Source organism: Herbaspirillum sp. C9C3 (assembly GCF_013359625.1).
Taxonomy (GTDB): domain Bacteria; phylum Pseudomonadota; class Gammaproteobacteria; order Burkholderiales; family Burkholderiaceae_D; genus Herbaspirillum.
Map to the genome: position 1 here is coordinate 26100 of NZ_JABFMQ010000008.1, position 18421 is coordinate 44520.

21 protein-coding genes and 1 tRNA gene are annotated in these 18421 nt (G+C 59.0%); 10 read left to right on the top strand and 12 right to left on the bottom strand.

Translation table 11 applies throughout. The features are described from left to right. Positions 1-27: 27 nt before the first annotated feature. The 3 genes from HNO82_RS22370 to HNO82_RS09920 all read right to left on the bottom strand — a co-directional run bounded on the left by HNO82_RS22370 (position 28) and on the right by HNO82_RS09920 (position 1894). Positions 28-159 (bottom strand): hypothetical protein, encoded by a 132-nt coding sequence (locus HNO82_RS22370; protein ID WP_008330666.1) that lies wholly within the window; start codon positions 157-159, stop codon positions 28-30. Positions 160-839: 680 nt separating this feature from the next. Further along, entirely contained in the window at positions 840-1259 is a 420-nt protein-coding gene (locus tag HNO82_RS09915) for an NAD-GH domain containing protein (protein ID WP_175343596.1), read from the bottom strand. Between the two features lie 35 nt (positions 1260-1294). Then, entirely contained in the window at positions 1295-1894 is a 600-nt protein-coding gene (locus HNO82_RS09920; protein WP_008330663.1) for a gamma-glutamylcyclotransferase, read from the bottom strand. A 240-nt stretch (positions 1895-2134) separates the two neighbouring features. Here HNO82_RS09920 and HNO82_RS09925 point away from each other — a divergent pair, with 240 nt between their 5' ends. Continuing rightward, positions 2135-2278, top strand: coding sequence for a hypothetical protein (locus tag HNO82_RS09925; RefSeq protein ID WP_175343597.1), 144 nt, complete (start codon positions 2135-2137; stop codon positions 2276-2278). 88 nt (positions 2279-2366) lie between these two features. Here HNO82_RS09925 and HNO82_RS09930 read toward each other — a convergent pair whose 3' ends face one another. From HNO82_RS09930 to HNO82_RS09945, 4 genes are all read right to left on the bottom strand, one after another. Further along, on the bottom strand, positions 2367-3434 hold the full coding sequence (locus HNO82_RS09930) for a quinone-dependent dihydroorotate dehydrogenase (RefSeq protein WP_175343598.1): 1068 nt from the start codon (positions 3432-3434) through the stop codon (positions 2367-2369). 153 nt (positions 3435-3587) lie between these two features. Then, the gene (locus tag HNO82_RS09935) at positions 3588-4316 is read right to left on the bottom strand and encodes an arginyltransferase (protein WP_008330660.1); all 729 of its coding nucleotides are present in this window, start codon (positions 4314-4316) and stop codon (positions 3588-3590) included. 119 nt (positions 4317-4435) lie between these two features. Continuing rightward, positions 4436-5179 carry a leucyl/phenylalanyl-tRNA--protein transferase gene (gene aat, locus HNO82_RS09940; protein ID WP_175343599.1) on the bottom strand — a complete coding sequence of 248 codons (744 nt, stop codon included), beginning with the start codon at positions 5177-5179 and terminating at the stop codon, positions 4436-4438. Between the two features lie 17 nt (positions 5180-5196). Then, complete coding sequence (locus tag HNO82_RS09945; protein WP_008330652.1) at positions 5197-5763, bottom strand: NUDIX hydrolase; 567 nt, start codon at positions 5761-5763, stop codon at positions 5197-5199. Positions 5764-5963: 200 nt separating this feature from the next. Here HNO82_RS09945 and HNO82_RS09950 point away from each other — a divergent pair. Together HNO82_RS09950 and HNO82_RS09955 are read left to right on the top strand one after the other, a co-directional pair. Beyond that, positions 5964-6040: transfer RNA gene (locus tag HNO82_RS09950), tRNA-Met, on the top strand. A gap of 79 nt (positions 6041-6119) precedes the next feature. Continuing rightward, positions 6120-7565 (top strand): site-specific integrase, encoded by a 1446-nt coding sequence (locus HNO82_RS09955; protein ID WP_175343600.1) that lies wholly within the window; start codon positions 6120-6122, stop codon positions 7563-7565. A 206-nt stretch (positions 7566-7771) separates the two neighbouring features. Here HNO82_RS09955 and HNO82_RS09960 read toward each other — a convergent pair whose 3' ends face one another. Next, a complete protein-coding gene (locus HNO82_RS09960) occupies positions 7772-8674 on the bottom strand; it encodes a hypothetical protein (RefSeq protein ID WP_175343601.1) in 903 nt (300 codons plus the stop codon). A gap of 185 nt (positions 8675-8859) precedes the next feature. Here HNO82_RS09960 and HNO82_RS09965 point away from each other — a divergent pair, with 185 nt between their 5' ends. After that, positions 8860-9861: an Abi family protein gene (locus tag HNO82_RS09965; protein ID WP_175343602.1), complete on the top strand. Its 1002-nt coding sequence runs from the start codon at positions 8860-8862 to the stop codon at positions 9859-9861. A 458-nt stretch (positions 9862-10319) separates the two neighbouring features. Here HNO82_RS09965 and HNO82_RS09970 read toward each other — a convergent pair whose 3' ends face one another. Continuing rightward, on the bottom strand, positions 10320-10535 hold the full coding sequence (locus HNO82_RS09970; protein ID WP_175343603.1) for an integrase core domain-containing protein: 216 nt from the start codon (positions 10533-10535) through the stop codon (positions 10320-10322). 114 nt (positions 10536-10649) lie between these two features. Here HNO82_RS09970 and HNO82_RS09975 point away from each other — a divergent pair, with 114 nt between their 5' ends. Continuing rightward, positions 10650-10892: a hypothetical protein gene (locus HNO82_RS09975; protein WP_008330598.1), complete on the top strand. Its 243-nt coding sequence runs from the start codon at positions 10650-10652 to the stop codon at positions 10890-10892. Positions 10893-10974: 82 nt separating this feature from the next. Here HNO82_RS09975 and HNO82_RS09980 read toward each other — a convergent pair whose 3' ends face one another. Next, positions 10975-11430: a response regulator gene (locus tag HNO82_RS09980; protein ID WP_175343604.1), complete on the bottom strand. Its 456-nt coding sequence runs from the start codon at positions 11428-11430 to the stop codon at positions 10975-10977. 521 nt (positions 11431-11951) lie between these two features. Here HNO82_RS09980 and argE point away from each other — a divergent pair. Continuing rightward, positions 11952-13154 carry an acetylornithine deacetylase gene (argE, locus tag HNO82_RS09985; protein ID WP_008330592.1) on the top strand — a complete coding sequence of 401 codons (1203 nt, stop codon included), beginning with the start codon at positions 11952-11954 and terminating at the stop codon, positions 13152-13154. Between the two features lie 82 nt (positions 13155-13236). Here the strand turns inward: argE and HNO82_RS09990 are convergent, their stop codons facing one another. Together HNO82_RS09990 and HNO82_RS09995 are read right to left on the bottom strand one after the other, a co-directional pair. Then, complete coding sequence (locus HNO82_RS09990) at positions 13237-14394, bottom strand: MFS transporter (RefSeq protein WP_175343605.1); 1158 nt, start codon at positions 14392-14394, stop codon at positions 13237-13239. Between the two features lie 96 nt (positions 14395-14490). After that, positions 14491-15147 carry a 7-cyano-7-deazaguanine/7-aminomethyl-7-deazaguanine transporter gene (locus tag HNO82_RS09995; protein ID WP_175343606.1) on the bottom strand — a complete coding sequence of 219 codons (657 nt, stop codon included), beginning with the start codon at positions 15145-15147 and terminating at the stop codon, positions 14491-14493. Between the two features lie 192 nt (positions 15148-15339). Between HNO82_RS09995 and yddG the strand changes: the two genes are divergently transcribed. The 4 genes from yddG (at position 15340) to HNO82_RS10015 (ending at position 18351) form a co-directional block, all read left to right on the top strand. Next, positions 15340-16233 carry an aromatic amino acid DMT transporter YddG gene (gene yddG, locus HNO82_RS10000; RefSeq protein WP_175343607.1) on the top strand — a complete coding sequence of 298 codons (894 nt, stop codon included), beginning with the start codon at positions 15340-15342 and terminating at the stop codon, positions 16231-16233. Positions 16234-16398: 165 nt separating this feature from the next. Then, positions 16399-17181, top strand: a complete 783-nt coding sequence (locus HNO82_RS10005; protein ID WP_175343608.1) for an energy transducer TonB — start codon at positions 16399-16401, stop codon at positions 17179-17181. Between the two features lie 22 nt (positions 17182-17203). Continuing rightward, positions 17204-17938 (top strand): MotA/TolQ/ExbB proton channel family protein, encoded by a 735-nt coding sequence (locus HNO82_RS10010; RefSeq protein WP_008330565.1) that lies wholly within the window; start codon positions 17204-17206, stop codon positions 17936-17938. Then, complete coding sequence (locus HNO82_RS10015; RefSeq protein ID WP_175343609.1) at positions 17938-18351, top strand: ExbD/TolR family protein; 414 nt, start codon at positions 17938-17940, stop codon at positions 18349-18351. The genes HNO82_RS10010 and HNO82_RS10015 overlap by 1 nt, the downstream gene beginning before the upstream one ends. Positions 18352-18421: the final 70 nt, after the last annotated feature.

Sequence of the window (18421 nt, forward strand, 5' to 3'; positions counted from 1 at the left end):
GGGCCAATCCGGTGCTTTTTTGTTCACTCAGGGTTGCCCGCTGGGAACGTTGCTGAACTGGCAGCGGCTGTCAAAGCCGACGAAGCCAGGCGCGCAGGCGCAGCCTTGCACGGCCAGCAGCAGGGCGGAGGCGGCGAGGAGGGAGGCAAGTCGCTTCATGCGTCACTTTCGTTGCGTTGGCAAAGCTTGCGAGTGTAATGCGCTGCAGCAGCTTTGCAAGTCAGACGACGACACGACATTTACCACACCGGCAAGCCAGAGTTGCACCATGGTACATCGTTGAGATATCAACGATGATGATAATGGTGCGAATTTGCCCTAAATCAGTGCGAATCGATCCGCGACCGGTGCCAAAAGAAAAAGCGGCTTGTCAGCGTTGCAACGCGACAATAACCGCTTTTCAGGACTGCTCCGAAGTGGCATCGTGTCTCCGTGCGGAGACGGGCGATCACCCGGCCAGGAGGCTGCTTACTTGACCGAAATCAGGTAGCGCGCAACCATGGCGCCGATGAGCAGGGTGTACGGGAGGATGTCGGCGATGATGTTCATGGTGAGCTCCGTGAGGAAGAAATTGATCTGTTGCATTGCAATATATTCGCTTCACGGGCGTGCTTCCACTTTTGAATCCCAATACCAGTTATCTATTTTGTGAATGATTGGCTGTCCGGGTATCTCCGATGTCTTTTTTCTTGAGAAAAACCGTTTTTAATCAATGGCTTGCGTAAAACCCTTCGGGCTGACGCAGCAAGCCCCCGTGGCACGGTGTGTCATCCGTACGACAGGGGCTATGGGGCAACATCACGAATTCCGGCACGTTTTGTCGTGCAGGATGCTCAGGCTTACTTGACCAGTTGCAGGTTCAGGCCGCGCAATTCGGTATTGATCCGGAGCTCGTAGCGGCCGCCTTGGGCCACGGGCAGCGTCAGCTTGTCCGTCGTCGGTCCGGCATTGCTGCCCAGGCTGTTGACGCGCTTGATGCTGAAATCATAGCTGCCGGGCTTGAGCCAGATCGACAGATGTTCACCGCCGGCGATCTGGGCCAGCACCACATCGTTGATGGCCAGTTCCAGCATGTCGTTGTTGAGCAGGCCGGCGGCACGGGTGAAGGTGACGGGCGACAGGCCCGCGGCCTGCTCGGTCATGCTCTTGATGTAGACGCGCGCGGCGGGGATGGCGCCGCTGGCGGTGCGTTCCACCGGGGTGGTGCAGGCGGCCAGGGCCATGATGAGGGTGAGGCTGGTGGCGAGGGTCTTGATCATGTTGCTCTTCCTTGTGGTCGTAGGCGATGCGGGACTCAGGGGCGTGCCGCAGACGATAGCACGGGCGGCTGCCCGATCAGTTGCAGCAGATGTCGTTCGATGGCGAAGACGTGGTGGTCTTCGGCGCCCAGCTCGCGCAAAGCCTGGGCCAGCTTGAGCAGGTATTCGCTGTTGCGCCCGCTGGGACCGACGGCGCCAGCAATCTGGCGCGCGATCTCCAGTTCGCTGGCGGGCCCGGCGAAGGCTTCGTTGTCGTCGGCAGCGATGTAGATCAGCCCTTCGGCGACCTGGCCATCCTCGAAGCTCATCTCGGTAACCAGGCGCAGGTAACCGTTTTTCTCGCGATGATCCAGATGGGCAAAGACTTCCGGAGTGATCAGGTAGGCCATGCCGGCGCAGACGGCATCCTGCTCCGGTACCAGGGTTACCACCCGGCCCGGGGCTTGGGCTGTGCCGCGATGATCGTGGGAACTTTGCCAGAAGCGTCGCGCCCAGCCGGTGATGTGGGCCGGGCGGCGTTCCAGGTAGGGGAAATCGGCCTTGAAGATGATGGAGCCGTAACCGAACAGCCAGACGCTGGCGTGGTCATCGAAACGACGCATCTGGCGGTTGAGGGCGATGGTGTTGACGGACATGGACACAAAGCAGGGCGACGGCCTGGCCGCCGGAAGCCTGCCATTATAGAGGGGAACGGGCAGCCGGTTTTGAGCGAAAACTTTCACTGATAGTCATTGCGAAGTGATCTTTTGCGCATAAAATGGCGCCTGCCGGCCCCCTATACCGGTCGCACAGGCCCGTCCTGCGGCGCTATCCGCCTGCTCCTCGAAGGGGCGTGCGGCCATCCGGGGCCTCATCCGAATCTTCAGGGGAATATCATGCGTTTTGTCGTCATGCTGCTGACGCTGGTCGTCGGTGTTGTGTTGGCCGGTTGCGAGAAGACCGATTTTGAAAAGAAGTCCGAATCCGACGCCAATGCACGCCGGATCTTCAATCTCAAGAAGGAGTCCTCCAAGGATTGAGCATCACCCACGGGCGAGCGCAGCGCTCCCGGAAACACAAACAGCAGGCACCTGGCCTGCTGTTTTCGTTTGTGCGGTGCGCGCCGCTTCAGTGGTGCGCCGCGTGTGCTGCCTGCGGCACGCGCAGGGCGTCGGCACATTCGTGCACCAGCGCCGGTCCCTGGTAGATCAGTCCGGTGTAGAGCTGTACCAGCGAGGCCCCGGCCTCGATCTTGGCGCGCGCATCGGCCCCGCTGAAGATACCGCCCACGCCGATGATGGGCAGCGCCTCGCCCACTTCGGCCTTCAGGCCACGGATCACCTGGTTGGACAATTCCAGCACCGGCTTGCCCGACAGGCCGCCGGCTTCTTCCCCATGCGGCATGCCTTGCACGGCATCGCGGGTGATGGTGGTGTTGGTGGCGATGACGCCATCGATCTGGTGACGCAGCAGGGCGTCGGCGACGTTCTTGACCTGTTCCATGTCCATGTCCGGCGCGATCTTGAGCGCCACCGGCACGTAGCGACCATGACGGTCGGCCAGGCGGCGCTGGGCCGATTTCAGCTGCGAGAGCAGGGAATCCAGTTCGGAGGCCCCTTGCAGCTGGCGCAGGTTCTTGGTGTTGGGCGAAGAGATGTTCACCGTCACATAGCTGGCGTAGGGATAGACCTTTTCCAGGCAGTGCACGTAATCTTCGGCGGCGCGCTCGATGGGGGTATCGGCGTTCTTGCCGATATTGAGGCCCAGCACGCCCTGGCGCTCCTGATAGAAGCGCGAGGATTGCACATTGGCCACGAAGGCATCCACGCCGCCATTGTTGAAGCCCATGCGGTTGATGACCGCGTTGGCGGCCGGCAGGCGGAACATGCGCGGCAGCGGATTGCCCGGCTGGGCGCGCGGCGTGACCGTGCCGACTTCGATGAAACCGAAACCCAGCGCCGCCAGGCCGTCGATGTAGGCGCCATCCTTGTCCAGCCCGGCGGCCATGCCCACCGGGTTGGGGAAGGTGATACCCATGACCGTGCGCGGATCGGAGGCCGGTTTTCTGGTGATGAAATCGGTCAGGCTGTAGCGTGCGGCGCAGCGCAGCGCGGGCAGCACCAGGTGGTGTGCGGTTTCGGGTTCCAGGGAAAACAGCAGCGGACGCGCGAGCGCGTAGAGAAATTTGTCGGACACGATGGGGCGATCAGGTAAGGAAGAGGGCCAAAAAACTGCCGCTATTCTAACGCGTGCCGCCTTCCGTTCTCCGTATCCGGGCCGTTGTCGCCCATCATTTGCAGTTTCTGCGGCTGTTTTTGCAGACGTTGCGCCACAGACGTGAAGCCCGCTTCAGCCTTCGAGCAGGCTCCAGTGGCCCTCATGCAGGGCTTCCAGCGGCTGGTAGTTGGTCTTGTAGGCCATCTTCTGGCTTTCCTTGATCCAGTAGCCCAGGTAGACGTAGGGCATCTCCAGCTGGCGCGCTTGCTCGATCTGCCAGAGGATGTTGTAGGTACCGAAGGAGGCGGCCGGCAGGTCGGGATCGAAGAAGGTATAGACCGAGGACAGCCCGTCATTGAGCACGTCGATGATGCTGACCATGCGCAGCGTGCCGTCGGCCTCGCGGAACTCCACCAGTCGGGTGTTGACTTTGCTTTGCAGCAGGAACTGCGCGTACTGGTCGCGGCTGTCCTGGTCCATGCCGCCGCCGGCATGGCGGGCGCACTGGTAGCGCAGGTAGAGTTCGTAGTGCTCGTGGGCGTAGGTCAGGTTGGTGACCAGGGTTTGCAGGCCGCGATTGCGTTCCCAGGCGCGGCGCTGGCTGCGGTTGCGTTCGAAGTCGGCTACGCGGATGCGTACTGGAGTGCAGGCAGTGCAGCCATCGCAGTAGGGGCGGTAGGTAAAGATGCCGCTGCGCCGGAAGCCCGTCTTGACCAGTTCCGAGTACACATCCGCGTTGATGAGATGCGAGGGTGTGGCCACTTGCGAGCGGGCCTGCTGGTCATCGAGATAGCTGCATGGGTAGGGCGCGGTTGCATAGAACTGCAACGTGGAGAACGGCAAGTCTTTGAGATGCGTCATGTGCGTCCTGTCCTGTCTTGCGGGAGGCCGGCGGCGAGGTGTCGAGCGCACCGTGGGTCCCTGGAGTCAGGTTCCAATTTACACCATTTTGATAGTCGCAGTGAAGGATGGAGCCAGGCTCAGTCACGTGGGCCGGACGGGATGCCGGTTTCCAGCAGGTTCAGGGGTGCCCATCCATGGATCTGCGGCCACTGGATGGCGGCGCGCAGATGGTGCAGGAAGTCGCTGCGGGGGATGGGGCGTGCGCCCAGCGAGGCCAGGTGGGCGGTTTCCTGCTGGCAGTCGATCATCTGCACGCCATGGCTGCGCAGGAAGAACACCAGGTGTGCCAGGGCCACCTTGGAGGCATCGCTGACGCGGGCAAACATCGATTCGCCGTAGAACATGCGACCGATGGAGACGCCATAGGCGCCGCCGACCAGTTCACCGTTGAGCCAGACTTCGGAGGAGTGGGCGTAGCCGGCGCGATGCAGCCCGGTATAGCCTGCCATGATCTCGGGCGAGATCCAGGTGCCGTGTTCGTGTCGGCGCGGGCCGGCGCAGCCTTGCATGACCTGTTCGAAGACGGTATCGAAGGTGACTTGCCAGAGTCCGTCGCCGTGGCGACTGCGCTCGATGCGACGCAGGGTTTTCTTGAGGCTGTCGGAGACGACGAAGTGATCGGTGCGCAGCACCATGCGCGGATCGGTGCTCCACCAGAGGATGGGTTGGCCTTCGGAGAACCAGGGGAAGATGCCGTGGCGATAGGCTTCGAGCAGGCGCTGTGGCGACAGGTCGCCGCCGGCGGCCAGCAGCCCGGCCGGATCGGCCAGGGCGCGCGAGACATCGGGGAAGGGCGTATCGAGATCCAGCCAGGCGATCATCCGCGTGCTCCTGCGGATCAGATCATGCGGCGGCGGATGTCTTCGGTGTGCAGCGTGAAGCCGCCTTCACCGCTGCGCACTTTCTTCATCTGGGCAAAGAAGGCGCGCAGGGTGAATTCCACCGTGGGGAAGGCGATGTCCTGCCAGGGGATCTGGTCTTCTGTATAGAGGGCCACTTCCAGGCTTTCGATGCCGGCCTGGTAATCGAGGTCGAGCAGGGTAGCGCGGTAGAAGAGGTGGACCTGGTGGACGTGGGGCACGTTGACCAGGGAGAACAGTTCGTGCAGCTGGATACGGGCACCGGCCTCCTCTTCGGTTTCGCGGCGGGCGGCGTCTTCGGTGGTTTCCGCGTTTTCCATGAAACCGGCCGGCAGGGTCCAGTAACCCAGACGCGGCTCGATGGCACGCTTGCACAGCAGGACCTTGACCTGGCCATCCTGTTCCCAGACGGGGATGGAGCCGACCACCATCTTGGGATTCTGATAGTGGATCGCTCCGCAGTTGGTGCAGACATGGCGCAGCCGCGTGTCATCGGGAGGAATCTGCTGGGATACTGTGTGGCCGCACTCGGAACAGAATTTCATAGAGGCTCGGAAGGTGTCTGTCTTTATATATAGTAGGGAAGGGGCCTTGGGTGCATTTTCCTGTGGCGGCACGGACCGCTTGACCGGCTGGCTGGACGGTTGCAGGAAGCTGCAATGCGGTTAGGAGTGTATCACTGTAAAAAGATTGCAGAAAATGTTTGCATTCCCATTTTGGCTGTCCTATAATTGTGTTCTTCAGACGCGGGGTGGAGCAGTCTGGCAGCTCGTCGGGCTCATAACCCGAAGGTCGTAGGTTCAAATCCTGCCCCCGCAACCAGATATCGAGAAACCGTTACTAGCTTTGGCTGGTAGCGGTTTTTTGCTTTTCAGGCGGTGTGCCACCCAGTGAGCCACCTATGCCCCAGATCAAAGCCCCTCGGTTGTACCTGAATCGTTGCGGCGTCTTCTATTTCCGCCTCAAAACCAAAGACAAAGACCGGAAGGTCAGCCTTCGCACGAAATGCCCCGTCACTGCTAATATTGTTGCCTTGCAATTAAATGCAGTCATTGAGCGGGGGCGTGCAATGAACAATAAGAACACCCGGAATCCCAGCCTTGCGGATTTCAACTTCAATCGGGCCGATTTGCGTCAGTACGAGATTGAAGTGGGCAACATCAAGATCAAAGCCGAGGGGCCTGAAGACCATGCTCGGGCCATGGAGGCCGTCGAGGCGGCCAAAGGACTCTTGGCCCTTCAACCCGAACCGCCTTCGCCTGCCGTGACGCAATTGGCTCTGGATGAACAAGCCATTCTGGCCCAGGTGGTGGCCGATGCCCAAAAACGCCAATCGCCCAAACTCTCCCGCATTGCTGCTGAGTGGATTGTTGAGCGTCGTTTGAAAAATTCGGCTCGCACGGTCGATGCCAAGGCATCCCATTTGAAGGACTTCACAGAGCGGGCCTTGAAGAATGAAGACCCGGAAGTGAATGAGTTGGACAAGGCCCATATCGTGGCCTACAAGTCGGCCTTGCTCAAAGAAGGGCAGGCGGCTAAGACCATCGATAACAAATTGCTCTCCATCGCTGACTTCTTTGAATATGCCCTCGGTCAAGGGGCCTATACTCGCCACAATTCCAATCCAGTCACCGGCCTCTACGTGCTGAGTAAAAAGGAACGGGTGAAGCAAACCGAGTCGTATGAGCCGTTTGCCAAAGACGAATTGGCGGCTTTGTTTGAGCCTTTGGCGTACAAAGCGGCGATGAAGGCTCCAGACTTATACTGGGGGCCTCTCCTGGGCATTTACACCGGCATGCGGATCAGCGAGGCGACACAAATTCGTTGCCAAGACGTGATCGAGGCAGAGAACGGCGTTCACTATATTTATGTGTACCGGAGTAAAACCAGTAATGGCATTCGGAAAGTGCCGATCTGTGATGCCCTGGTTCAGTTGGGCTTCTTGGATTACGTGGAAGAGGTTCGTCAGGCTGGGGCCGAGCGGATATTTCCACATCGCTTCTTCGTGAATGGCTCTTACTCCAAGCGGCTGAGTGAAGAACTGCTCAAATACCTTAAGGCTCGGAAGATCAAGAAGTCGAACGACCACAAATCTTTCCATTCCTTCCGAGTCAACGTCATCACGCAACTGGCGAACCATGGAATCTCGGCAACGTTGGCCTCACGTGTCGTAGGTCACGGCACAGAGAAGGGCATGGAGGTGCATTTGGGATATGTGCGAGACCTGCCTGACTTGAAGAAAGTCGTTGATTCGCTCGCATGGCCGGTGAATATCGAGGCTTTGCGTTATTGCGGCCAGTTTAAGAATTTCGTGGCGAATAAGAAAAAGTGGGCAGAGGATGCTTAAAACGGTAAGGCAGCGATGGATTTATTTCGTCGGACTGTTCAAAGAAAACATTGGCTTGAAAATCATTGGTGCCTTGTGGGTTCTATGGGGATTTGCCGCCTTTTATAGAGATGAGATTGCTTTGCGTGGAGATGAGGCTGGGTTCAAGGTTTTGAATTTTGCTCTATCCCTGCCAACAGTATGGTGGGGGCTCATTGCTGCAGTCTTCATTCTTGCTTGGCTTTTTGAGTCCTCCTATCGACTATCTCAACGACAGAAGAGAATCCTCGATGAGTTGGGCAAAGTTGATCGTGAGAACGGGCTAAACATCGGGATAGTTTCTGCATAGGTGTCAACTCGTCCCCTCGTTTTTCTTCTTGATGCTGTAAGTCCTCTGTCTGGCCTTGATCGATCTCGTTCTCTGGCACGTACAAAGAAGTCCGATAACGCGTCCGGCTGGCGGCAACGTAAATCCATTCACGGTGGGCCATTACGGGATTAACGAAGACGTATGCAGAATCAAAAGTTCGCCCTTGGCTTTTGAACGTGGTCAGGCTGTATGAGTGATCAAGATGGTGGAATGTGATCGGAATCAAAATTCGGCTAGCACCCTTGGCATTGGGTTCGTCCAGTTGAATGGAGAGGAAATCCTGCCCATCAAATCCTAGGAGAGTTCCGGTCGCTCCGTTTACGAGGCCCAACGCTGGATTGTTCTTGGTGATGACTATGCGATCCCCAGGAATAAACTCTCGATGATCTAGAAGGCCATCTCGTTGGAGCAGCGGCAGGATTCGAGCCTGATCACGATTCAGATGGCCAGCCGCAATAAGATGCTCTCGTGCTTGCTGGTTGAGGGTCGCAACTTCGTTTCTCAGTCCGGCAATGATGACCTTATTTTTCAATGGACGATCGTCTTTCTTCCATTCTTCAATCAGGGCGTGCATCGTCCTTTCACGATCAGGCTCCGTATAGAGTTGCCCTTTGACGGCCATTTTCGTTAAGGCCGTTTCGGCATGGCCTTGTGCCAGTTGATCGACGACTTCCCGCATCCACAGAAAATCAGACCTGGCTTGCCATGGACGAATGACCGAGGCGAGCAGAGTGGAGCGGCCCGCCAATGCGTCTACCATTGGCGTTATTTTTACGCAGATCAGGCATTTGACTTCTTTTTTTAAACGACTATAATTAGCACACCAACGCCCGCGCGGTGCCTTAGAAGTTTTAAGGTGCTTCGCGGGCTTTTCATTTTTAAAGTGGATTTTTTATAAAGGCGTTGAATTTTAATTGCCTTAATCTGAAAAATATACGGTGGAAAATGAAAAAAATCATCCAACTAATAAAAAACTATAAATGGCGTAGCTTCATTAAGGAACATCCAGGGTATAGAGAATACGTAAAACCCTACCTATCACCTGTGGACCTGATTGCTAAGATGAAAAATGATGGGCTGACCATCCCGCAATCTGACTTGTCTGCGAAGATAATATTTCGTAATAACTATTATCGATTTAAGGCATATTTCATTCCTTTTCACGATAAAAGCAATTTATTTCCCGCTGGGACATATTTTTCGCAGATTTATAGCCTCTATTTGGCTGATCAGAAAATACGAGATTTCTTATTCCCTTTAATTTCAGTTTTAGAAGTAAGAGTAAGAGGGGTCTTAGACAATGTTGTGACGAGCCAAACTAAAAATCCGTTTTGGCATCTCGACGCGACAAATTTTTCTAATTTCGGCAATGTGGAGAGAGTCCTCAAAAAAGCAGGATCGCGTTTTACTAGCAGTCCTCATGAATACGCGAAGCACTATGTAAGTCATTATTTCAATCGCCAATCTTTTGATTACAAGCAGATTCCACCATTCTGGATTCTGAGTGAAATTTTGACACTGGAACATCTAGCAACTTTTGCCAAACATATTGATGAAAAGAAATTTAGGCGAAAAGGCGGGAGTTTTTTGGACGATTGTGCGAATGAATTTGGACTTACTTCTCATGGTGCCTTAGTGACAAATATCTTGTGTATGTTGGAGTTGAGAAATATTTGTGCTCACCATTCAAGGATATGGAATCGCAATCTTCGTGCTCCACAAGGAATTTCGAAGAAAATAACTATCAAAATTCCAACTCTTGCTCCTAAGATAAATCGCCTTTATCAACATCTTGTCATGTTAAGAATTATGTGCAAATCGCAAGGTATTGAAGATGGGATCAAGGAGTTTTTTGTTGCATTAATAACTTCGCAACCTATTTTTCAACGAGATAGAGTCGCAATGGGATTTCCTGTGGGGTGGGAGCATGACGCAGTTTGGAAATAGTCAAACAGCGACCGTTCCACTTAGTTATCTACCTCTAAATATGCATCCGTCTTTGAGCAGGACCGAAAAATAGAAGAGTTAATGGTTCCGAGAAGTAATCGGGATTTCCGGAGACGGAATGGCGATAGCCCAGAGTTAGCTTGATTTTTGAATGGAGAGATTGGCTTCTTGTCCATTCCGCCAATAGTCCAGGTAGTATTCCACCTACTGAACCACTTTTTTTGACCTTGCAACCGTACTGAGAAGACGCGGTAAGCCAGTCTGGATAAGGGTTTTAAGAGAATGGTCGGGGAAAACAGGAAAATCTCCTGCCCCCGCAACCAAATGCAAGTAAGGCGAAAGCCTTGCTGACAAAGGCCCTAAGCGTTACCGCGCTCAGGGCCTTTTTGCTTTGCGTGACTTCTGCGTGTGACCTGCCCGGTTTTGTCGAGCCAAGCTAATTCGGAATTAGGTCCGATTCATAAAGGGTTTCCTGCTTTCTTGCTGAACGCTTCCGGCGTCTGGTAGTTCAAACTGGAATGAGGACGAACCTTATTGTAGTGCTGCGTGCAGTCCTCAATCACCGCCTTGGCTTCCAGGCGGTTTCTGGGCCACTCCATGGACAGCACTTCGTCACGGAATTCTTCGAAGAAGCTTTTTGGGCCCCAAATGACCTCTTTGAAAATGCCTTCCATGCAGGAAGCACATCAAGTGCTGCATCCCACTGCAGAGCTTCTCAGGCGTGATCGCTGCGCTGGCGGTCGTGTTAACATTCCCGCACCTTCATTCATGACGAAAGAGAGTCGCCCATGTCAGAACAGGATCCCTGGATCACCCGCGCTGAAGAGTTGAAGACGCAAATGGAATCGCTACTGGTCGCCCAGTTGGAAGAATATGAAAAAATGACCGCCAAGCTGGAACAGTGGAAACAGAATCCTGACGGTTCCTGGCTCACGGAAGCCGACTACCACCCCTGGCAGGAAGCCCTCAAGAGGCTGGAAGCAGCGCAGCGTGAGTTCGATGGCCACATCAGCACGCGCGTGAAGAAATAAGCGTCAACTTTCCCCCAGCATGCGTGCGGGCACAAGAAAAAACGCCGCGACCTGCGAGGATCGCGGCGTTCTTGTCGGGCCGCTAGCCATCCCCGTCAGCCTTCACCGCAGGCGAATCGCGTCGGCGCCGTCGCTTGCTCCAGCGCCGCGCACGGTCGACTACCACATCCATGTATTGCTGGGCCGTCTCGGGTTTGAGCACATATTCTACGGCACCGGCTTCCAGCAGCGCCGGCATCTCCGGCGGGTAATCACTGTCAGGAAACACCACGATCGGTACCGCGCGCGTGTTGCGGCCCGCCCTCATGGCCTCGATGAAGTCCAGGCCATTGTTCTCCATCATACCCGGATCGAGGAAAATCATGCCCGGTAACTGCACCTGCCCTTCCTGGCGGCGTGGCAACAGTCGCTCGATGGCAGCGTCTGCTTCGTCATACCACTGCAATACACAGTGAAAATTCTGGCGCCAGAGCGCAAAACGCGCCAGCTCCACTGCTTCGCCGTTCGACTCAATCATCAATATGATCGGCGGCTTCATGGTCTTGTCCTTCTCTTGTAGTGACCCTGATCACCATTCCTGTGCTGCGGGAATCCATGCTGGCCTCTGCGGGCGCCTCTCCCGGCACAAAACTTCAGCAGCAGTCTGACAAAAATGCGCAAAAGCGCCTAGCAGGATTTTCCTGATACGGCCCGGCTTCGCGGTCGATCAGGCCGTCCGGCCTGTTCGATGGGCCATGACAGGGCAAGCTCGCCAGCGCGCATCCCCGCCCCCAGCCGTGAAAATCCTTCATCTCTCCAACCACGCCATGTATTGCGGTGTAAGCTAAGTCCTTCACGTGCAGGGTAGCGATCCCCCGGATCAATGCCGATCCCGTCCGATGAGACGGCAGGGAGCCAGGCGCAGGGATCTGCAGCCGCGCCGTCTGCCTCGGCTGGCCGCCATGCCAGCAGGGGCAGGCCGTGGCACGCCGCTTGCTGCACTTCTGAGGGAACACCCACACCATCTGTCCTCCTGTCCGATGGCCCGGCGTTCCGGATTTGAACAGGCAAACCATCATCATGAATGCACCACTGACATCAGCCGCTGCGGCCCCGACCCAGGCGACGCTGGATATCCTCAAGACCCTCATCGGCTTCAACACCATCAGCCGCGAATCCAACCTCGGCCTCATCGAATGGGTGCGCGACACCCTGGAGCGCCACGGCGCCACCACCCGTCTGACCTACGATGCGCAACGGCGCAAGGCCAACCTCTTCGCCACCCTGGGCGACGCTGGTCCCGGACACTACGGAACAGTCTTCTCCGGCCACACCGATGTGGTGCCGGTCACCGGCCAGAACTGGGATTCCGATCCCTTCGTGGCGCGCGTGGCCGATGGCAAACTATTCGGTCGCGGTGCTTGCGACATGAAGGGTTTCATCGCGGTCTGCCTGGCGCGCCTGCCCGCTATCGCCCAGGACAGGCTGCACACGCCGCTGCACTTCTCTTTCTCCTACGATGAAGAGGTCGGCTGCCTCGGGGTACGCGAGCTGCTGGCCGATCTGCAGCAGAACGACATCCGGCCCACCGGCGTCATCATCGGTGAGCCCACCATGATGCAGCCCGTCATCGCGCACAAGGGCAAGCGATCCTATCGCTGCTCGGTGCATGGTCATGCAGCCCATTCTTCCTGCCCGCACCTGGGCATCAACAGCATCGACTATGCCGCCATGATGCAGCTGAAGATCCGCGAGATCGCCCTGCGCGTGCGCAATTCGGAGGCGCAGGATTACGACTTCGACGTACCGTACTCCTCCATCGTCACCACGCTGTCCAACGGCGGCAATGCGCCCAACATCATTCCGGACAAGGCCGAGTTCGTCTTCGAGCATCGCTTCCTGCCTGGTATCGATCCGGCGGAGGTGTTCGAGGAAGTCAGGCGCTATGCCGAGCAGGAACTGCTGCCGCAGATGCAGATCGAGGGCGCGCAAGGACGCATCGAATTCGAGACCCTCACGGCCTATCCCGGCATGAGCACGCCACCCGATGATCCGCTGGTGAGCTCGGCGTTGCGCATCCTGGGCAGCGAACGTGCACGCAAGGTCGGGTTCGGTACCGAAGGCGGGCTGTTCGGCCAGGCCGGCATGCCGGCCGTGATCTGCGGACCGGGCGACATCGTCCATGCCCACAAGCCTAATGAGTTCGTCACGCTGGAGCAATTGGCCAGATGTGAAGGTTTCTTCGACAACTTCATCGCTTCGGCACATCTGACGGCGGCTTGACGGCGCCGCTGTCGTTGCCGCAATGAAGAAAAGGCGCTTTTCCCGCGAGGGACAAGCGCCTTCTTGCTGGCGTCGTGGTTGATCAGGCCGGGGCGCGCACGCGCTTGTCCAGCGAGGCCGAGAAGGCCACCGTCAGCAGTCCCAGCAGGGCGAAGACCGAGCCGATCAAAGGTAAATCGGTCAGGGGGAGGCCCGCCGAGATCGCCACGCCGCCGACCCAGGCGCCGGTGGCGTTGCCCAGATTGAAGGCGCCCTGGTTGAGGGTGGAGGCCAGGTTGGGCGCGCCACGCGCGGTATCGAGTACGCGGATCTGCGCGCCCGGTACCACCGCGAAGGCGAAGGCGCCCCAGGCAAACATGGTGACCAGCGTCGGCCATTTGTAGTGGCTGGTGAAGGAGAACAGTCCCAGTACCACGGCGATGCAGAGGAACACGCCGCACATCACCGGCATGAGTTTCCAGTCCGCCAGCTTGCCACCGACCAGCCCGCCCACGGTGATGCCGGCACCGAAAAGCAGCAGCACCCAGCTCTCTTGCCGGGTGGTGAAACCGGTCACATCCAGCAGGATGTAGGCGATATAGGTGATCACGCTGAACATGCTGATCGAGGCCAGCGTGGAGGTCAGCAGCGAGAGCTGTACGCGGGTATCGATGATGGAGCGGAACTCCTGGAAGATATTGCCGGCCTGCATGGGGATCTTCCTGGGCAGCATGGTCCACAGCATGATGGCGGCCAGCACCCCGATCCCGGTCACCACGCCGAAGGTGGAGCGCCAGCCCGCCGCATGGCCGAAGGCCGTACCCAGCGGTACGCCAAGGATGTTGGCCACCGTCAGGCCGGTGAACATCAGTGCCACCGCCTGGGCGCGCTTGTGCGGCGCGACCAGTTCTGCGGCTACCACCGAGCCGATGCCGAAGAAGGCCGCATGGCAGAAGGCAGTGACCACCCGCGCCACCATCAGGAAGACGTAATTGGGCGCTACCGCGCACAGCACGTTGCCCAGGATGAAGAGGCACATCAGCCCCACCAGCGCCTGCTTGCGCGGCCATCTGGCGGTGAGGATGGCGAGGATGGGGGCGCCAGCGGCCACGCCCAGGGCATAGCCCGAGACCAGCATGCCGGCGGCCGGTGCGCTCACCCCCAGATCGCGTGCGACGTCGGGCAGCAAGCCCATGATGACGAATTCAGTGGTACCGATACCAAAGGCGGCAACGGCAAGGGCAAACAGGGGCCAGTTCATGCGCAGTCCAGGTGGAGAGTGGAGAGGAGGAGGGCGCGCCCGGGCAGAGCGCGCAAAAGCCACAAGTTTACCGCCGGATGGAAATCGCTGCAGGCCTTAGGCCGGATCGGCGGCCAGAGGGCGGGCGAACCAGCTCTTCAGGAACGACATCAGGGCGCCATAGGCCGGCAGGAAGAACAGCAGGCTGATGGCGATTTTGAAGCCGTAGTCGACCAGCGCGATTTCCACCCAGTGCGTGGCCATGAAGGGATCGCTGCTGCGCCAGAAGGCGATGGAGAAAAAGGCGATGGTATCGCTGGCGTTACCGAAGATCATCGATACCGACGGCGCCAGCCACCAGTGGCGCGAGGCGCGCAGGCGGTTGAAGACCTGTACGTCCAGCACTTGTCCCAGTACATAGGCCGTGAAGCTGGCCGCCGCGATGCGCGCCACGAAGAGGTTGAAATGCGCCAGCGCGCCGAAGCCCTGCCACTGCCCCATGTAGAACAGCGCCGAGATGCCGTAGGAAATGAACAGCGCCGGCAGCATCACGGCAAAGATGATGCGGCGGGCCAGCGGGGCGCCGAAGAATCGCACCGTCAGATCGGTCGCCAGGAATATGAAGGGAAAACTGAAGGCGCCCCAGGTGGTATGCAGGCCGAAAATGGAAACCGGCAGTTGCACCAGGTAATTGCTGGAGGTGATCACCACCAGGTGGAACAGAGATAGCCAGGTCAGCAGCGCAGCGTGGCGGCGCAGGTCGAGAGTCGTCATATGAACCTTTTTGATGAATGGGGGCGAGGGAACCCATGGAACACGTCCGGCCAGGTGGGTGACGGCCACTCAAGCGCGGACAGAAGGGGCAGGATTCTATCACGGCAGCGGGGGCTGGCCTTGGGTCTCCCGCCGCTGCAGGACAGGCAGCGTGGCCCATGAGGTACACTCTTGCGCTTTTGGGCAGGTGCAATGAACAGCAAGAAGGCAACCCTGATCGGACTGAGCGCCGTGGTCCTGTGGAGCGCCATCGTGGGCCTGATCCGGGGCGTGAGCGAACATCTCGGCGCCACCGGCGGCGCGGCGGCGATCTATACGGTGGCGTCGCTGATCCTGATGGTGTCGGTGGGTTTCCCGCGGCTGTCGAGCTTTCCGCGCCGGTATCTGGCGTGGGGCAGTGTGCTGTTCGTGGCCTATGAGCTGTGCCTGTCGCTTTCCATCGGTTATGCGCATGATGGCCGCCAGGCCATCGAGGTCGGCATGGTCAACTACCTGTGGCCGACCTTTACGCTGGTGGCGGCCATCCTGTTCGGCGGGCAGCGCGCCACGCTGCTGCTGGTGCCCGGGTTCATCCTGTCCATGCTGGGGATCTGCTGGGTGCTGGGCGGCGACCAGGGGCTGGATCTGCCAGGCATTCTCATCAACATCCAGGACAACCCGCTGAGCTATGGCCTGGCTTTCATCGGCGCCCTCATCTGGGCCGCCTACTGTACCGTCACCACGCGCATCGCCGGGGGCAAGAACGGCGTGACTCCTTTCTTCATGCTGGTGGCACTGGCCTTGTGGGTGAAGGTCTTGCTGGGTGGGCATGTCGATGAACTATCCTTCAGTATCCCCGCAGCGGTCTATCTGGTGCTGGCCTCGGCTGCCATGGGGCTGGGCTATGCAGCCTGGAACATCGGCATCCTGCATGGCAACGTGACGGTGCTGGCGGGGGCCTCGTATTTCATTCCGGTGTTTTCATCGGCGCTGTCGGCGCTGCTGCTGCGAGCCCCCTTGCCGCTCTCGTTCTGGGTGGGTGCCGCGCTGGTGTGTGCCGGGTCGATCCTGTGCTGGCGGGCGACGGCGGGACGCCGGGACCCTTGACGTTCGTCGCGCGGGGAGCTCCGTTGGGGAGGGGGGGGCTTACAAAGTTTTACATCGGCGACGCCCTTCCTGACGCCGTTGTCACACAAGCGTAACGGCAAGGTCATCATGACTGCCTAGACTCCTGCTTTTTTCAAAGCAACGCCGTACCCTGCGGCGCGAGTCATGTTGTCATCTCTCCCTCATTTTCCTCAGCGCACCGCTGCCGGCATGGCCGTGGCAGCGGCTGCTTCACCGGCTGGGCGCGCCTGGCCAGCAGCGGACCGGTGGCGGACGGTCCGGCCGGCGCTGCTGGTGATCGCAGCGCATCTTGGAGTGCTGTGGCTGGCGCTGCAGATGCGTCCGCTGTCACCCCCCGCCATTACACCACCGGTACCGAGCACCGTGATGCTGGCGCTCTTCGAGCCTGCACCCCAGCCAGTCCGTCCTTCTGCGCTACCGGCGCCCGCACCGCCGGTACGCACCGTGCACGTGCGGCCCGCGCCAACGCCGCGCGCCCACCAGGCAGCCATGCCCGTATCCCTTCCCGTGAGCGCAGCGCCGACCTTGGCGCCTCCCGTGGCCGCCGTGACTGCGCCAGCCGCTTCTGCATCATCCTCGTCTGCGCCTGCCGCCGCGAGCGCTGCCGCTGCACCGGTAGCGGCAGTGTCCCGCCCATCCAGTCCGCCCGTCATCACCAGCGGCGTGCAATACCTCACCGCCCCGCAACCGGTTTATCCCGCCGCTGCCCGTCGTCGTGGCGACGAAGGTGAAGTGCTGCTGCGCGTGTTGATCAATGCCCAGGGCAGCGTGGAACAGATTGCATTGGAAAAATCCTCGGGCATCGCCAGCCTCGACCAGGCAGCACGCGTGGCGGTCGCGCAGGCCCGCTTTCAGCCTTATGTAGAGCAGGGCCGGGCACAGTCTGCCTATGTCGTCGTGCCGATCAAATTTCAATTGACGCAGTAATCCAGCCAGAAAGGAATCAACAATGGATGCAAGTCCCTACGGCCTCACGGCCTTGTGGTCGCAAGGCGATGTCGTCACCAAGGCGGTGGCGATTCTGCTGACGATGATGTCGATGGCCTCGTGGTACGTCATTCTGACCAAGGCCCTGCAGTTGTTGCGCTATCGCGCCCCGGCACAGGCCGCCGGTCACGCCTTCTGGCAGGCTGACAACGTCGCTGCCGGCGTGTCTTGCCTGGGGCGGGACAATCCCTTCGTCGCGCTCGCCAGTGCCGGGCAAGGGGCGGTGGATCATCACACGATCCATCAGGGCCAGTTGCAGGATCGTCTGCCGGTCAGCGAATGGGTCACACTGTCGTTGCGCCAGGCCATCGATGAGGCCTCGGCCAGTTTGCAGTCGGGCATGGCCGTCCTGGCCTCGGTCGGCTCGACGGCCCCTTTCGTGGGCTTGTTCGGAACGGTCTGGGGCATTTATCACGCCCTGGTCTCCATCGGCAGCAGCGGCCAGGCCAGCATCGACAAGGTGGCCGGCCCGGTGGGCGAGGCCCTGATCATGACGGCGTTGGGCCTGGCCGTCGCCATTCCCGCCACCTTCGGCTACAACGCGCTCCTGCGTGGCAACAAGAGCATCATCGCGCGCCTGAACAAGTTCGGATTCGAACTGCATGCGCTGTTCGTCACCGGCGCTCGCGCCGATGCCTCCGGTGCCGGGCCGCAACAGTCCCATACGATGCACCTGCGCGTCCAGGGAGCAGCGTGATGGGCATGGGATCCCTGTCCGAATCGGACGACGACTTCAACCCCGAGATCAACACCACCCCGCTGGTGGATGTGATGCTGGTGCTGCTGATCATCTTCATCATCACCGTGCCGGTCATGAACAACGCGGTAAAAATCGACCTGCCGCGTGCCACAGCCCAGCCCGATACGCTCAAGCCGGACAGCATCAACCTGGCCATCGATGCCCAGGGCAAGACCTTCTGGAATGACGAACCGGTCGACATGGCGCAACTGAAGGCCCGCATTGGCGCCGCGGCGGCCCGGTCGCAGCTACCGGAACTGCATCTGCGCGCGGCCCGCACCACGCCTTATGAAAAGGTGGCGCAGGTGATGGCCATGGCACAGGCTGGCGGGCTGGCCAAGATCGGCTTCGTGACCGATCCGCGGCCATAAGGCAGCCAGGCAGCCAGGCAGACAGGCAGACAGACAGATCAGATTCAACCGATACCAAAGGCTGATCGGG

Excerpts from the sequence above, each read along its gene's own strand:
- HNO82_RS22370 (WP_008330666.1), bottom strand. The coding sequence starts at position 159 with ATGAAGCGACTTGCCTCCCTCCTCGCCGCCTCCGCCCTGCTGCTGGCC.
- HNO82_RS09915 (WP_175343596.1), bottom strand. The coding sequence starts at position 1,259 with ATGATCAAGACCCTCGCCACCAGCCTCACCCTCATCATGGCCCTGGCC.
- HNO82_RS09920 (WP_008330663.1), bottom strand. The coding sequence starts at position 1,894 with ATGTCCGTCAACACCATCGCCCTCAACCGCCAGATGCGTCGTTTCGAT.
- HNO82_RS09925 (WP_175343597.1), top strand. The coding sequence starts at position 2,135 with ATGCGTTTTGTCGTCATGCTGCTGACGCTGGTCGTCGGTGTTGTGTTG.
- HNO82_RS09935 (WP_008330660.1), bottom strand. The coding sequence starts at position 4,316 with ATGACGCATCTCAAAGACTTGCCGTTCTCCACGTTGCAGTTCTATGCA.
- aat (WP_175343599.1), bottom strand. The coding sequence starts at position 5,179 with ATGATCGCCTGGCTGGATCTCGATACGCCCTTCCCCGATGTCTCGCGC.
- HNO82_RS09945 (WP_008330652.1), bottom strand. The coding sequence starts at position 5,763 with ATGAAATTCTGTTCCGAGTGCGGCCACACAGTATCCCAGCAGATTCCT.
- HNO82_RS09955 (WP_175343600.1), top strand. The coding sequence starts at position 6,120 with ATGCCCCAGATCAAAGCCCCTCGGTTGTACCTGAATCGTTGCGGCGTC.
- HNO82_RS09960 (WP_175343601.1), bottom strand. The coding sequence starts at position 8,674 with ATGGTAGACGCATTGGCGGGCCGCTCCACTCTGCTCGCCTCGGTCATT.
- HNO82_RS09965 (WP_175343602.1), top strand. The coding sequence starts at position 8,860 with ATGAAAAAAATCATCCAACTAATAAAAAACTATAAATGGCGTAGCTTC.
- HNO82_RS09970 (WP_175343603.1), bottom strand. The coding sequence starts at position 10,535 with ATGGAAGGCATTTTCAAAGAGGTCATTTGGGGCCCAAAAAGCTTCTTC.
- HNO82_RS09975 (WP_008330598.1), top strand. The coding sequence starts at position 10,650 with ATGTCAGAACAGGATCCCTGGATCACCCGCGCTGAAGAGTTGAAGACG.
- HNO82_RS09980 (WP_175343604.1), bottom strand. The coding sequence starts at position 11,430 with ATGAAGCCGCCGATCATATTGATGATTGAGTCGAACGGCGAAGCAGTG.
- argE (WP_008330592.1), top strand. The coding sequence starts at position 11,952 with ATGAATGCACCACTGACATCAGCCGCTGCGGCCCCGACCCAGGCGACG.
- HNO82_RS09990 (WP_175343605.1), bottom strand. The coding sequence starts at position 14,394 with ATGAACTGGCCCCTGTTTGCCCTTGCCGTTGCCGCCTTTGGTATCGGT.
- HNO82_RS09995 (WP_175343606.1), bottom strand. The coding sequence starts at position 15,147 with ATGACGACTCTCGACCTGCGCCGCCACGCTGCGCTGCTGACCTGGCTA.
- yddG (WP_175343607.1), top strand. The coding sequence starts at position 15,340 with ATGAACAGCAAGAAGGCAACCCTGATCGGACTGAGCGCCGTGGTCCTG.
- HNO82_RS10005 (WP_175343608.1), top strand. The coding sequence starts at position 16,399 with ATGTTGTCATCTCTCCCTCATTTTCCTCAGCGCACCGCTGCCGGCATG.
- HNO82_RS10010 (WP_008330565.1), top strand. The coding sequence starts at position 17,204 with ATGGATGCAAGTCCCTACGGCCTCACGGCCTTGTGGTCGCAAGGCGAT.
- HNO82_RS10015 (WP_175343609.1), top strand. The coding sequence starts at position 17,938 with ATGGGCATGGGATCCCTGTCCGAATCGGACGACGACTTCAACCCCGAG.